The following is a 12503-nucleotide window of genomic DNA, read 5'->3' as shown; positions in this document are numbered from 1 at the left end:
CGGGCGGGATACGGGACGGGAGGTGCGGCATGGCCGAGTTGCGGCACATCCCGGTAATGCTGGACGAAGCGGTGGAGGGCCTTGCCGTGCAGGCAGGCGGGCGTTATCTGGATGGCACGTTCGGACGCGGCGGTCACGCACGCGCCGTGCTGTCACGCCTTGGCCCCGGCGGCCGCTTGCTGCTGATGGATCGCGATCCGCAGGCCATCGCCACGGCGCAGGCGACGTTCGCCGCCGAGCCGCGCGTGTCTATCCGCCATGCAAACTTCGCCAGCCTGGCCGACTGGGACGAGACCGCCGCCGGCCTCGACGGCGTGCTGCTCGACCTCGGCGTCTCCTCGCCGCAACTGGACGAGGCCGCGCGCGGCTTCAGCTTCATGGCCGACGCGCCGCTGGACATGCGCATGGACACCACCCAGGGCGAGAGCGCGGCGGACTTCCTCGCCCATGCTCCCGAGCGCGAGATCGCCGACGTGCTGTGGCAGTACGGCGAGGAGCGCTTCAGCCGCAAGATCGCCCGGGCCATCGTGGAACGCCGCGTGGAAAGCCCGCTCACCCGCACCGGCGAACTGGCCGCGCTGATCGAGCGTGTGGTGGGTCGGCGCGAGCCGGGCAAACATCCGGCCACGCGCAGCTTCCAGGCGCTGCGCATCCGCGTGAACGGCGAACTGGATTCGGTGCGACGCGGGCTGGATGCCGCGCTGGCGCGCCTGAAGCCCGGCGGCCGGCTCGCGGTGATCAGCTTCCACTCGCTGGAAGACCGCATCGTCAAGCAGTTCATCCGCGACCATTCCGGCCGCGTGCTGGGCAACCGGCGCGGCCCGCCGGTGGCCGCGAAGTCGGCCGAACTGGTCGCGGTGGGCAAGGCGCAGTTTCCCTCCGAGGCCGAGCTCGTCGCGAATCCGCGCGCCCGTTCCGCCGTGTTGCGGGTGGCGCAGAAGGTGGGCTCCGCATGAGGCTGATCCAGTCCCTCTTCATACTCGCGCTGCTGGCCGCCGTGCTGGCCAGCGCGATCAGCGTGGTGTGGGCGCGCCACGAGAGCCGCGTGCTGTTCGTCAAGCTCACCGCGCTGCAGAACCAGCGCGACGACATGAACATCGAATACGGCAAACTCGAACTGGAGCAGGCCACGTTCGCCGAGCCGCGCCGCATCGACGAAGAGGCGCGGCAGCAGCTGGGCATGCTCGATCCGCGCCCGCAAGACATCCGGTTGCTGCGCCGATGAACTGGCGCGACCGCACCCGCCCGCAGCCGCAGCGCGCCACGCCGTCACCGGGCCGCCGGCGCGGCGCCGGCCCCAGCGCGCGCAAGCGCATGGTGCTGGTGGCGGGCGTGCTCGGCCTGGTCTCGCTGGGCCTGGTGGCGCGCGCGTTCGACCTGCAGGTGGTGCGCAAGCAGTTCTACCAGAAGCAGGGCGACGCGCGTTTCCTGCGCGAAGTGCCGATCCCGGTCTCGCGCGGCACCATCTTCGACCGCAACGGCGAGCCGCTGGCGGTGTCCACGCCGGTCACCTCGATCTGGGCCAACCCGGCCGAGGTGCTTGCCAACGACGACCGCATCCCCGCGCTGGCCAAGGCGCTGGGCGGCAACGCGGCCGACATCAAGAGTTATCTCGAAGCGCGCGCGAGTCGCGAGTTCGTCTACCTGCGCCGGCAGATGGCGCCGGAGGCGGCGCAAGCCGTGCTCGATCTCGACATCCCCGGCGTCAACGGCCAGCGCGAGTTCAAGCGCTTCTACCCGTCGGGCGAAGTCACCGCGCACGTCCTGGGCTTCACCAACATCGACGACCACGGCCAGGAGGGCCTGGAACTGGCCTACGACGACTGGCTGGCCGGCAAGCCCGGCGCCAAGCGCGTGATCCGCGACGGCAAGGGCCACATCGTCGAGGATCTCGAACAGGTGCGTGCGCCCAAGCCGGGGCAGAACCTCACGCTCAGTGTCGATCGCGGCATCCAGTTCCTCGCGTACAACGAGCTGAAGTCCACGCTGGACAAGTTCCAGGCCGCTTCCGGTTCGATCGTGGTGCTCGACGTGCGCACCGGCGAGATCCTGGCGATGGCCAGCATGCCGACGTTCAACCCGAACGCGGTGACCGGCAGCAAGCCGGCGCAGCGGCGCAACCGCGCGCTCACCGACGTGGTCGAGCCCGGTTCCACGATGAAGGCGCTCACCCTGGCGGCGGCGCTGTCCAGCGGCAAGTACACGCCGACCGGCCCGATCATCGATACCGGCAACGGCCACTGGTACTTCTACGGCCACGACATCCGCGACGACGACCCGAACGGCCTGCTCACCCCCACCGGCGTGCTCACCCGCTCCAGCAACGTGGGTGCGGCGAAGATCGCGATGACGCTGGACACGCCGCTGATGTACGACACCTACCGCGCGTTCGGCCTGGGCAACAGCACCGGCAGCGGCTTTCCCGGCGAGGCCTCCGGCTACCTCAAGATCGGCCGCGATTGGCGCCCGCTGGAAAAGGCGATCATGGCCTACGGCTATGGCCTGAACGTCACTCCGCTGCAGCTGGCCAACGCCTACGCCACCATCGCCGACGGCGGCGTGATGCACACGCCCACCTTCATCAAGGGCGACGACAGCGCGGGCAGGCAGATCATCTCGCCGCAGGTGGCGCACGAGCTGGTCAGCATGCTGGAGACGATCACCGGTCCCGGCAGCACCGGCGCGCGCGCGCGCATCGCGAACTACAGCGTGGCGGGCAAGACCGGCACCTCGCACCAGGCGATCGCCGGCGGCTACTCCAAGAGCACCTACAACTCGCTGTTCGTCGGCATCGTGCCGGCCAGCAACCCGCGCCTGGTGACCGCGGTGGTGATCAACGGCACCACCGGCAAGAACGGCTACTTCGGCGGCACCGTGTCGGCGCCGGCCTTCGCCGCGGTGACCAGTGGCGCGCTGCGCCTGCTCGACATCCCGCCGGACAACATCGGCCGCTGGTACGTGGGCGGTCCGCTGCAGGGCAACGGTGGCCTGGTCGGCAGCCAGACGCCGGTCACGCCGGCGGTCAACGACGTGCCGATCCAGGAGGCGCCGGTCGACGAGGCGCCGACGGAAGGAGGCGCGCCATGAGCACCGGCCATCTCGACCAGCTGCTGCTGGGCCTCGCCGACGCGCCGCTGGCCGCCACGCCGGGTGCCGCGCGCATCGTGGTGTCCGGGCTGACGCTGGACTCGCGCAAGGTGCGCCGCGGCGACGCCTTCCTCGCCTTGCGCGGCACGCAGAGCCACGGCATCCAGTTCGCCGCCGGCGCGGTGCAGCGCGGCGCGGAAGTGGTGCTGGCCGAAGGGCCGGCGATCGGGATCGAGCCGCTGGACGTGCCGGTGCTGTGGATCGACGGCCTGCACGGCCTGGTCGGCGAGATTGCCGCGCGCTTCCACGGGCGTCCGTCCGAAGCGCTGCGCGTGATCGGCGTCACCGGCACCAACGGCAAGACTTCCACCGTGCAGTTGCTGGCGCAGGCACTGACCTTCCTCGGCCATCGCGCCGCGAGCATCGGCACCCTGGGCGCCGGCCTGCACGGCCGGCTGCGCGAAGGCGAGCGCACCACGCCGGACGCGATCAGCGTGCACGGCCTGCTGGCCGAGTTCCGCGACGCCGGCGCCACCCACGTGGCGATGGAAGTGTCCTCGCACGCGCTGGAACAGGGCCGGGTCGGCGCGGTGGATTTCGAAGTCGCCGCGTTCACCAACCTCACCCGCGACCATCTGGATTACCACGGCAGCATGGAAGCCTACGGCGCGGCGAAGGCGAAGCTGTTCGCCTGGCCGGGGCTGCGCGCCGCGGTCGTCAACGGCGACGACGCGTTCGGCGTGCAACTGCTGGAACAGCTGCCGGCCGGCGTGCGCGCCCTGCGCGTGAGCGCGCACGGCGATGCCTCGGCGGACGTGGTGGCCAGCAACGTGGTCAGTTCCGCCGAGGGCCTGGCCTTCGTGCTGCGCACGCCCTGGGGTACGCATACGCTGAAGAGCCACCTGCTGGGCCTGTTCAACGTGGCCAACCTGCTCACGGTGGCGGCCTGCCTCGGCGCGCTGGACGAGCCGTTCGAGCGTATCGTCGCCGCGCTGGAGAACCTGCAGCCGGTCAACGGGCGCATGAGCCGGCTCGGCGGCCGCCACGGCCTGCCGCTGGTGGTGGTGGATTACGCGCACACGCCCGACGCGCTGGAGCAGGTGCTGACCGCCGTGCGCGCGCATTGCCGCGGGCGGCTGATCTGCGTGTTCGGCTGCGGCGGCGAGCGCGACGCGGGCAAGCGCCCGCTGATGGGTGCGATCGCGGCGCGGCTGGCCGACGTGGCGATCGTCACCGACGACAACCCGCGCGGCGAGAACGGCGACGCGATCGTGGCGCAGATCGTGGCCGGCATGGGCGCGGCGCGCGAATACGGCGTGCAACGCGACCGCGCCGTCGCGATCGGGCAGGCGCTGGAGATGGCGGCGGCCAACGACGTGGTGGTGATCGCCGGCAAGGGGCACGAAACCTACCAGGAGAGCGCGGCCGGCAAGCGCCCGTTCGACGACATGCTGGTCGCGCGCGCGGCCCTGGAGCGGCGCGCATGATGCGGCTCTCCGCCATCGCGATGTGGACCCACGGCCGCCTGCTCGGCGACGACGCCGCGGTGGGCGGGGTCGCCATCGACACCCGCAAGCTGAAAGCCGGCGACCTGTTCGCCGCGTTCAAGGGCGAGCACGTGGACGGCCACGACTATCTCGCGCAGGCCGCCGCCGCCGGCGCCTCGGGCGCACTGGTGTCGCGCAAGCTGGACAGTCCGTTGCCGCAGGTGCTGGTGGACGACGTTGAAGCGGCGCTGGGCGACTTCGCCAGCGCAGTGCGCGCGCAGCGCCATGCACGGGTGATCGGCATCACCGGCTCCAACGGCAAGACCACGGTGAAGACGCTCGTCGCTTCCATCCTGTCGCTGCACGGGCGCACCCACGTCAGCGTGGGCAGCTTCAACAACGAGATCGGCCTGCCGCTGACCCTGCTGGCGATGCCGGAAGACGCCGAGTACGCGGTGCTGGAGATGGGCGCGGGCAAGCCCGGCGACATCGCCTATCTTGCCGCCATCGCGCGGCCCGAAATCGGCCTCGTCAACATCATCGCGCCCGCGCATCTTGAGCGCATGGGCAGCGTGGAAGGCGTGGCCGAAACCAAGGGCGCGCTGTACCAGGCACTGCCGGCGGACGGCGTGGCCATCATCAATGCGGACGACACGTTCGCCGGTTTCTTCGCGGGCCTGGCCGGCACGCGCCGCGTGCTGCGCTTCGGGCTGGAACACAAGGCCGACGTGGGCGCCGATATCGTGGAGCAGCGCGCGGACGGTTCGCGCTTCGTGCTGAGCACGCCGGAAGGCGACGCCGAGGTGAATCTCGCGCTGCCCGGTCGCCACAACGTGGCGAACGCGCTGGCGGCGGCTTCCATCGCGCTGGCGCTGGACGTGCCGCTGGCCACCATCGTGGCGGGACTGGAACAGGCGCGTGCGGTCGCCGGTCGCCTGCGCCGCGTGATCTTGCCCGGCGGCGTCACGCTGATCGACGACAGCTACAACGCCAACCCCAGCTCGATGGCCGCGGCGATAGCCACGCTGGCGCTGGCCGACGGCGAACGCTGGCTGGCGCTGGGCGACATGGCCGAGCTGGGCGCCGACGCCCGCGCGCTGCATGCCGGCGTGGGCGCGAAGGCGCGCGAACGCGGCATCGAGCGGCTGTTCGCCGTTGGTCCGCTGGGTGCGGCAACGGTCGAGGCGTTCGGCACGGGTGGTGAGCACTACGCCGACAAGGCCGCGCTGATCGCCGCGCTGAAAGCCGGCCTGCACGGTGGCGTGACCTGCCTGGTCAAGGGCTCGCACTCCGCGGGCATGGACGAAGTGGTGCGGGCGCTGGAAGGCGCGTCCGAACATGCCGTCACGAAGCCGGAGGGCGCATCCGATGCTGCTTGAACTCGCGGACTGGATGGCGCGGCACTTCACCACGCTGCACCTGTTCCAGTACATCACCTTCCGCACCATCATGGCCGCGCTCACCGCGCTGGCGGTGTCGCTGCTGCTGGGCCCCGCGTTGATCCGCAAGCTGGCGGCGCTGAAGGCGGGCCAGGTGGTGCGCAGCGACGGTCCGCAGACGCATCTGTCCAAGGCCGGCACGCCGACCATGGGCGGCGTGATGATCCTGCTCGCGGTCACCGTCGCCACGCTGCTGTGGGCCGACCTGCACAATCGCTACGTGTGGGTGGTGCTGGCGGTGATGCTGGCGTTCGGCGTGATCGGTTTCTACGACGACTACCGCAAGCTGGTGCTGAAGGACAGCCGCGGCCTCGCCTCGCGCTGGAAGTATTTCTGGCAGTCGGTGTTCGGCCTGTGCGCGGCGCTGTTCCTGTTCTTCACCGCGCCGCACGCGGTCGGCAACGCGCCGGTGGCGGAGACCGCGCTGTACGTGCCGCTGTTCAAGCACGTGGCGATTCCGCTGGGCGCGTTCTTCGTGGTGGTGGCGTATTTCATCGTGGTGGGCTTCTCCAATGCGGTGAACCTCACCGACGGCCTCGACGGCCTCGCGATCATGCCCACCGTGCTGGTCTCCGGCGCGCTGGGCGTGTTCGCCTACCTCGCCGGCAACAAGCTGTTCTCCGAATACCTGGGCATTCCCTCGATCCCCGGTGCGGGCGAGCTGGCCATCTACTGCGGCGCGTTGGCCGGTGCCGGGCTGGGCTTCCTGTGGTTCAACACCTACCCGGCGCAGGTGTTCATGGGCGACGTGGGTGCGCTGGCGATCGGCGCCGCGCTGGGCTGCATCGCGGTGATCGTGCGCCAGGAGATCGTGTTGCTGGTGATGGGCGGTGTGTTCGTGCTGGAGACCGCCTCGGTGATGATCCAGGTGGCCAGCTTCAAGCTCACCGGCAAGCGCGTGTTCCGCATGGCGCCGATCCACCACCACTTCGAGCTCAAGGGCTGGCCCGAGCCGCGGGTGATCGTGCGCTTCTGGATCATCAGCGTCGTGCTGGTGCTGATCGGCCTCGCCACGTTGAAGGTGCGCTGAGATGTTCGGCTTCGGTCCATCGCAGGCGATCAAGCGGCAGGGGCCACGCGGCAGCTACGACCTGTGGCTGCTGGTCGCGCTGGTCGGCCTGGCCAGCATCGGCGTGGTGATGGTGACCTCCAGCTCGATCGCGGTGGCCGACAGCAGCCATGTGGGCGCGTTCTATTACCTGAAGAAGGACCTGCTGTTCCTGGCGCTGGGCGCGGTGGCGGCCGGCATGGCGATGCGCACCGAGCTGAAGCTGCTTGAGAAGTACGCGTTCCACCTGATGCTGATCGCCTTCGTGCTGCTGCTGGCGGTGTTCGTGCCGCACCTGGGCATGCGCATCAACGGCGCGCACCGTTGGCTGAACCTGGTGGTGACCAGCTTCCAGCCGGTGGAGGCGGTAAAACTCATTCTGGTGGTCTACCTCGCCAGCTACCTGGTGCGCCACCGCGACAGCATCGAGACGAAGTTCCTCGGCCTGATCAAGCCGATCGCGGTGGCCGGCATCATCGTGCTGCTGCTGCTGGCGCAGCCCGACTTCGGTTCGGCCACGCTGGTGATCTCGGTGACCATCGCGATGGTCTGGCTGGGTGGCGCGCGGCCGATCTACCTGTTCGTGATGGGCTTGCCGCTGATGCCGCTGCTGGTGATCGCGGCGACCGGCGAGAGCTACCGCGTGAAGCGGCTCACCTCGTTCATGAATCCGTGGGAACACCCGTTCACCGACGGCTTCCAGCTCACCCAGTCGCTGATGGCGATCGGCCGCGGCGAGTGGACCGGCGTGGGCCTGGGTTCCAGCGTGCTGAAGCTGTCCTACCTGCCCGAGGCGCACACCGACTTCATCTTCGCGGTGATCGGCGAGGAGCTGGGTCTGGTCGGCGTGATGCTGGTGATGGGCCTGTTCGCGCTGGCGGTGGGGCGCGGCCTGTATCTGGGCCTCAAAGGGGTCGAGGTGGGCCAGCGCTTCGCCGGCTACGTCGCGTTCGGCATCTCGCTGATGCTGGCGATGCAGGCGATCGTCTCGGTGGGCGTGAACCTCGGTGCATTGCCGACCAAGGGCCTCACCCTGCCGCTGATCAGCTACGGCGGTTCGTCAATGGTGCTGACCTGCGCGATGGCCGGTGTGCTGCTGCGCGCCACCTGGGAGATCAATCGCGCGCTGGACGCGCGGCAGATGGCCAAGCGCATGCCGGAGGCGGTGGCGGCGCCGGACGTGAACGACGCGGTGCGTCCGCGCGAGGCGGCGGTGGCATGAATACCGCGCAGCGTCCCGTGCTGATCATGGCCGGTGGCACTGGCGGCCACATCTTCCCCGGCCTCGCCGTGGCCGAGACACTGCGCGCGCAAGGCGTGCCGGTGGCTTGGCTGGGCGCGGTGGGCGGCATGGAGACGAAGGTGGTGCCGGCGCACGGCATCGAGCTGCACGCCATCCGCGTGGGCGGTTTGCGCGGCAAGGGCTGGAAGACGCGCCTCACGGCGCCGCTGATGCTGGTGCGCGCGCTGCTGTCCGCGTTCGGCGTGCTGCGCAAGCTCAAGCCGCGCAGCGTGCTGTCTATGGGCGGCTATGTGGCCGGCCCCGGCGGTCTGGCCGCCCGCCTGCTGCATCGCCCGTTGCTGGTGCACGAGCAGAACCGCGTGGCCGGTTTCACCAACCGCAAGCTCGCCGCGCATGCGCAGCGCGTGCTGGCCGGTTTCGCCGACGCGCTGCCGAACGCGGAGTGGGTGGGCAACCCGGTGCGCGGCGCAATCGCTGCGCTGGGGTCGCCGGCGCAGCGTTTTGCGGGTCGAGCAGGCCATGCGCGCCTGCTGGTGCTGGGAGGCAGCCTCGGCGCGCGCGCACTGAACCTCACGCTGCCGCAGGCGCTGGCGTTGCTGCCGCCGGAGCGTCGCCCGGAGGTGCTGCACCAGTGCGGCAACCGCGGCCTCGACGAGGCACGCGCGGCATACGCGAAGGCCGGCATCGAGGCGCAGGTGGTGCCCTTCATCGAGGACATGGCGGGCACCTACGGCTGGGCCGACCTCGCGGTCTGCCGCGCCGGCGCGCTGACCCTGGCCGAGCTCACCGCGGCCGGGCTGGGCGCGGTGCTGGTGCCGTTCCCGCACGCGGTGGACGACCACCAGACCCGCAATGCCGAGGCGCTGGTCGCCGCCGGCGCCGCCGAACTGATACAGGAACGCGATTTGAACGTGGAACAACTTGCGCAGCGCCTGGACGCGCTGCTGGCCGACCGCGTGCGCCTGCTCGCGATGGCCGAAGCCGCCCGCACGCTGGCCAAGCCCGACGCGGCCGACGTGATTGCCCGCGCCTGCCTGGAGGTGGCCGCATGACCCCGCGTCGCCTGCTCGCGCACGAAGACCTGATGACCACATTCCGCCGCGTGCATTTCATCGGCATCGGCGGCGTGGGCATGAGCGGCATCGCCGAGGTGCTGCACAACCTGGGTTATGCGGTGTCGGGTTCGGACAAGGCGAACTCGCCCACCGCGCAGCGTCTCGCGCGGCTGGGACTGGTGGTGCACACGGGCCACGACGCCGCGAACGTGGGTGACGCCGACGTGGTGGTGACTTCCAGCGCGATCAAGCCGGACAATCCCGAGCTGCTCGCCGCGCGCGCCGCGCGCATCCCGGTGATCCCGCGTGCGGAGATGCTGGGCGAACTGATGCGCTTCCGCCGTGGCATCGCGATCGCCGGCACGCACGGCAAGACCACGACGACCAGCCTGGTCGCCAGCGTGCTGGCCGAGGCGAACTACGACCCCACCTTCGTGATCGGCGGCCAGCTCAATGCGGCCGGCGCGAACGCGCGGCTGGGCACCGGCCAGTATCTGGTCGCCGAGGCCGACGAGTCGGACGGCTCCTTCCTGCTGCTGTCGCCGGTGATCGCCGCGGTCACCAACGTCGACGCCGATCATCTGGAGAACTACCACGGCGACTTCGCCGAGGTGAAGAAGGCCTTCGCCGATTTCCTGCACCGGCTGCCGTTCTACGGCCTCGCCGTGCTGTGCGTGGATGACGCGGAAGTGGCCGAGCTGGCGAAGACCACCACGCGCCGCGTGATGACCTACGGCATCGCCACGGCGGACGCCGACGTGCGCGCCTCCAACGTGTCGCAGCACGGTTTCGAGATGCACTTCGACCTGCACCTGCCGGGCCGCGCCGAGGCGCTGCCGGTGACGCTGAACCTGCCAGGGCGGCACAACGTGCTCAACGCACTGGCCGCCGCCAGCATCGGCTGGCAGCTTGGCGTGGGTGCGGAGGCGATCGCCCGCGCGCTGGCGAGCTTCCAGGGCGTGGGCCGGCGTTTCCATCGCCGTGGCGAGATCGCGCTGGATCACGGCACGGCCCTGCTGGTGGACGATTACGGCCACCACCCCAGCGAGTTGGCCGCGGTGTTCGCCGCGGCGCGCGGCGGCTGGCCGGAACGGCGGCTGGTGGTGGGCTTCCAGCCGCATCGCTACAGCCGCACGCGCGACTTGCTGGACGACTTCGCGAACGTGCTGGCCGAGGCCGACGTGCTGGTGCTCACCGAGGTGTACCCGGCCGGCGAGGCGCCGATCGCCGGCGCCGACGGCCGCGCGCTGGCGCGTGCGGTGCGCGCGCGCGGCAAGGTCGACCCGGTGCTGGTCGAGCATCCGCGCGAACTCAAGGACACCTTGCCGACGCTGCTGCGCGACGGCGACCTGCTGCTGCTGCTCGGCGCCGGCGACATCGGCGCGGCGGCGGTGGAACTCGCGCAGCTGGGCCAACTGAAGACCAAAGGAGCCGCCTGATGGCCGTCACGACGAATCCTGCCTCGCGCATCTCGAACCCCGCAGACTTCGGCCGCGTCGCCGTGGTGATGGGCGGCAGCTCGGCGGAGCGCGAGGTCTCGCTGGATTCCGGTCGCAACGTGCTGGCCGCGCTCAAGGCGCGCGGCGTGGACGCGCACGCGATCGACGGCATCCCGGCGCTGCTCGACGCGCTGCGCGCCGGCCACTTCGCACGCGTGTTCAACATCCTGCACGGCCAGCACGGCGGCGGCGAGGACGGCGTGCTGCAGGGCGCGCTGGAATCGCTCAACGTGCCGTACACCGGCTCGGGCGTGCTCGGCTCGGCGCTGTCGATGGACAAGCCGCGTTCCAAGCGCGTGTGGCAGTCGCTGGGCCTGCCCACGCCGAAGTTCGTGGCGCTGGCGCGCGGCGCCGACGCCGCAGCGGTGCACGCGGCGGCGCGCACGATCGGCTTTCCGTTGATCGTGAAGCCGGCCTGCGAAGGCTCCAGCGTGGGCGTCACCCGCGTGTTCGAGGAGACGCAGCTGGACAGCGCGGTCGAGCTGGCGGCGAAGTACCCCGGCGACCTGCTGATGGAAACCCTGATCGAGGGCGACGAGCTGACCGTCGGCATCCTCGGTCGCGAGGTGCTGCCCTCCATCCACATCGTGCCGAAGGGCGCGTTCTACGATTACAACGCGAAGTACATCGCCGAGGACACGCAGTACCTGTGCCCCGGCCTGCAAGGCGATGCCGAAAGCGGGCTGCGCGCGCTGGCGCTGCAGGCGTTCGACGCGCTGGGCTGCGCCGGCTGGGGCCGGGTCGACGTGATGCGCGACCGCCAGGGCCGCAACTGGCTGCTGGAAGTGAACACCGCGCCGGGCATGACCTCGCACTCGCTGGTGCCCAAGGCGGCCCGCGCCGCCGGCGTCGACTACGAGACGCTGTGCTGGCGCGTGCTCGAGACGAGCTTCCGGGAGGGTGCATGAGGGGAAGCGTCCGCCTCGTCGCCTGGTGCCTCGCCATCGCCCTGGTGGCGCTGCCGGTCGTCGGCGTGCTGCACGGCTGGTTCGCCGCCGGTCGCTGGCCGGTGACGCAGCTCACGGTGCAGGGCGAGTTCCGGCACGTGAACATGGACGAGATCCGCGCCGCCGTGCTGCCGCGGCTGGGCAAGGGCTTCTTCGCGCTGAACCTCGACAGCGTTCAGCAGGCGGTGGCGGCGCTGCCGTGGGTGGAATCGGTGGAGGCGCGCAAGCGCTGGCCGGACACCTTGCAGCTGCGCGTGATCGAGCGCCAGCCGTTCGCGCGCTGGAACGACAAGCAGCTGATCAGCCGGCAGGGCAAGGTGTTCGACGCGCCGATCGGCGTCGCCGATGCCGCCACGCTGCCGGACCTCGAAGGGCCGGACGACCGCCTCGCCGAGGTGGTGAGCTTCTACGCCGACGTGCGCAAGGCCTTCGCCGGCACGCATCTCGCGATCAACGGCGTGGCGCTCACCGCGCGTGGCAGCTGGAGCGTCACCACGGCGAACGGCGCGCGCATCGTGATCGGCGACCGCGATCTCGCCGGCGCACGGCTGCGCCGCTTCCTCGATGTCTATCCGCAATTGATGGCCGGCCACGACGAGGGTTTCGTCTACGCCGACCTGCGCTACACCAACGGGTTCGCCGTGCGCTGGCCGCAACCGGCACCCGCCGCCAAGACCAACGTGACGCGCCGCTCATGA

The 12503-nt window shown here is 70.6% G+C and carries 11 protein-coding genes; all 11 read left to right on the top strand.

Annotated elements, in window-relative coordinates; translation table 11 throughout:
• Positions 1-29: 29 nt before the first annotated feature.
• The 11 genes from rsmH (at position 30) to AB7878_RS06040 (ending at position 12503) form a co-directional block, all read left to right on the top strand.
• The gene (gene rsmH, locus AB7878_RS06090) at positions 30-956 is read left to right on the top strand and encodes a 16S rRNA (cytosine(1402)-N(4))-methyltransferase RsmH (RefSeq protein WP_369493499.1); all 927 of its coding nucleotides are present in this window, start codon (positions 30-32) and stop codon (positions 954-956) included.
• Positions 953-1225, top strand: a complete 273-nt coding sequence (gene ftsL / locus AB7878_RS06085) for a cell division protein FtsL (RefSeq protein WP_439653770.1) — start codon at positions 953-955, stop codon at positions 1223-1225. The genes rsmH and ftsL overlap by 4 nt, the downstream gene beginning before the upstream one ends.
• A gap of 89 nt (positions 1226-1314) precedes the next feature.
• A complete protein-coding gene (locus AB7878_RS06080) occupies positions 1315-3087 on the top strand; it encodes a peptidoglycan D,D-transpeptidase FtsI family protein (protein ID WP_492614707.1) in 1773 nt (590 codons plus the stop codon).
• Positions 3084-4574, top strand: a complete 1491-nt coding sequence (locus tag AB7878_RS06075; RefSeq protein ID WP_369493497.1) for a UDP-N-acetylmuramoyl-L-alanyl-D-glutamate--2,6-diaminopimelate ligase — start codon at positions 3084-3086, stop codon at positions 4572-4574. The genes AB7878_RS06080 and AB7878_RS06075 overlap by 4 nt, the downstream gene beginning before the upstream one ends.
• Positions 4571-5953, top strand: coding sequence for a UDP-N-acetylmuramoyl-tripeptide--D-alanyl-D-alanine ligase (locus AB7878_RS06070; RefSeq protein WP_369493496.1), 1383 nt, complete (start codon positions 4571-4573; stop codon positions 5951-5953). The genes AB7878_RS06075 and AB7878_RS06070 overlap by 4 nt, the downstream gene beginning before the upstream one ends.
• Complete coding sequence (gene mraY / locus AB7878_RS06065; RefSeq protein WP_369493495.1) at positions 5943-7043, top strand: phospho-N-acetylmuramoyl-pentapeptide-transferase; 1101 nt, start codon at positions 5943-5945, stop codon at positions 7041-7043. Before AB7878_RS06070 ends, mraY begins: the two co-directional genes overlap by 11 nt.
• Position 7044: 1 nt before the next feature.
• The gene (gene ftsW / locus AB7878_RS06060) at positions 7045-8283 is read left to right on the top strand and encodes a putative lipid II flippase FtsW (protein ID WP_369493494.1); all 1239 of its coding nucleotides are present in this window, start codon (positions 7045-7047) and stop codon (positions 8281-8283) included.
• Positions 8280-9356 carry an undecaprenyldiphospho-muramoylpentapeptide beta-N-acetylglucosaminyltransferase gene (gene murG / locus AB7878_RS06055; protein WP_369493493.1) on the top strand — a complete coding sequence of 359 codons (1077 nt, stop codon included), beginning with the start codon at positions 8280-8282 and terminating at the stop codon, positions 9354-9356. Before ftsW ends, murG begins: the two co-directional genes overlap by 4 nt.
• Positions 9353-10798 carry a UDP-N-acetylmuramate--L-alanine ligase gene (murC, locus tag AB7878_RS06050; RefSeq protein ID WP_369493492.1) on the top strand — a complete coding sequence of 482 codons (1446 nt, stop codon included), beginning with the start codon at positions 9353-9355 and terminating at the stop codon, positions 10796-10798. Before murG ends, murC begins: the two co-directional genes overlap by 4 nt.
• Entirely contained in the window at positions 10798-11766 is a 969-nt protein-coding gene (locus AB7878_RS06045) for a D-alanine--D-alanine ligase (protein ID WP_369493491.1), read from the top strand. Before murC ends, AB7878_RS06045 begins: the two co-directional genes overlap by 1 nt.
• Positions 11763-12503 carry a cell division protein FtsQ/DivIB gene (locus tag AB7878_RS06040; protein WP_369493490.1) on the top strand — a complete coding sequence of 247 codons (741 nt, stop codon included), beginning with the start codon at positions 11763-11765 and terminating at the stop codon, positions 12501-12503. The genes AB7878_RS06045 and AB7878_RS06040 overlap by 4 nt, the downstream gene beginning before the upstream one ends.

The organism is Rhodanobacter humi, from assembly GCF_041107455.1.
Lineage (GTDB): Bacteria > Pseudomonadota > Gammaproteobacteria > Xanthomonadales > Rhodanobacteraceae > Rhodanobacter_A.
The sequence above is the reverse complement of the archived record's forward strand: the minus strand, read 5'-3'. Positions and strand labels throughout refer to the sequence as shown.

What these genes read in the sequence shown, in the direction of transcription:
- AB7878_RS06080 (WP_492614707.1), top strand. Translation starts at nt 1,315, where the DNA reads ATGGTGCTGGTGGCGGGCGTGCTCGGCCTGGTCTCGCTGGGCCTGGTG.
- rsmH (WP_369493499.1), top strand. Translation starts at nt 30, where the DNA reads ATGGCCGAGTTGCGGCACATCCCGGTAATGCTGGACGAAGCGGTGGAG.
- ftsL (WP_439653770.1), top strand. Translation starts at nt 953, where the DNA reads ATGAGGCTGATCCAGTCCCTCTTCATACTCGCGCTGCTGGCCGCCGTG.
- ftsW (WP_369493494.1), top strand. Translation starts at nt 7,045, where the DNA reads ATGTTCGGCTTCGGTCCATCGCAGGCGATCAAGCGGCAGGGGCCACGC.
- AB7878_RS06075 (WP_369493497.1), top strand. Translation starts at nt 3,084, where the DNA reads ATGAGCACCGGCCATCTCGACCAGCTGCTGCTGGGCCTCGCCGACGCG.
- AB7878_RS06040 (WP_369493490.1), top strand. Translation starts at nt 11,763, where the DNA reads ATGAGGGGAAGCGTCCGCCTCGTCGCCTGGTGCCTCGCCATCGCCCTG.
- AB7878_RS06070 (WP_369493496.1), top strand. Translation starts at nt 4,571, where the DNA reads ATGATGCGGCTCTCCGCCATCGCGATGTGGACCCACGGCCGCCTGCTC.
- mraY (WP_369493495.1), top strand. Translation starts at nt 5,943, where the DNA reads ATGCTGCTTGAACTCGCGGACTGGATGGCGCGGCACTTCACCACGCTG.
- murG (WP_369493493.1), top strand. Translation starts at nt 8,280, where the DNA reads ATGAATACCGCGCAGCGTCCCGTGCTGATCATGGCCGGTGGCACTGGC.
- murC (WP_369493492.1), top strand. Translation starts at nt 9,353, where the DNA reads ATGACCCCGCGTCGCCTGCTCGCGCACGAAGACCTGATGACCACATTC.
- AB7878_RS06045 (WP_369493491.1), top strand. Translation starts at nt 10,798, where the DNA reads ATGGCCGTCACGACGAATCCTGCCTCGCGCATCTCGAACCCCGCAGAC.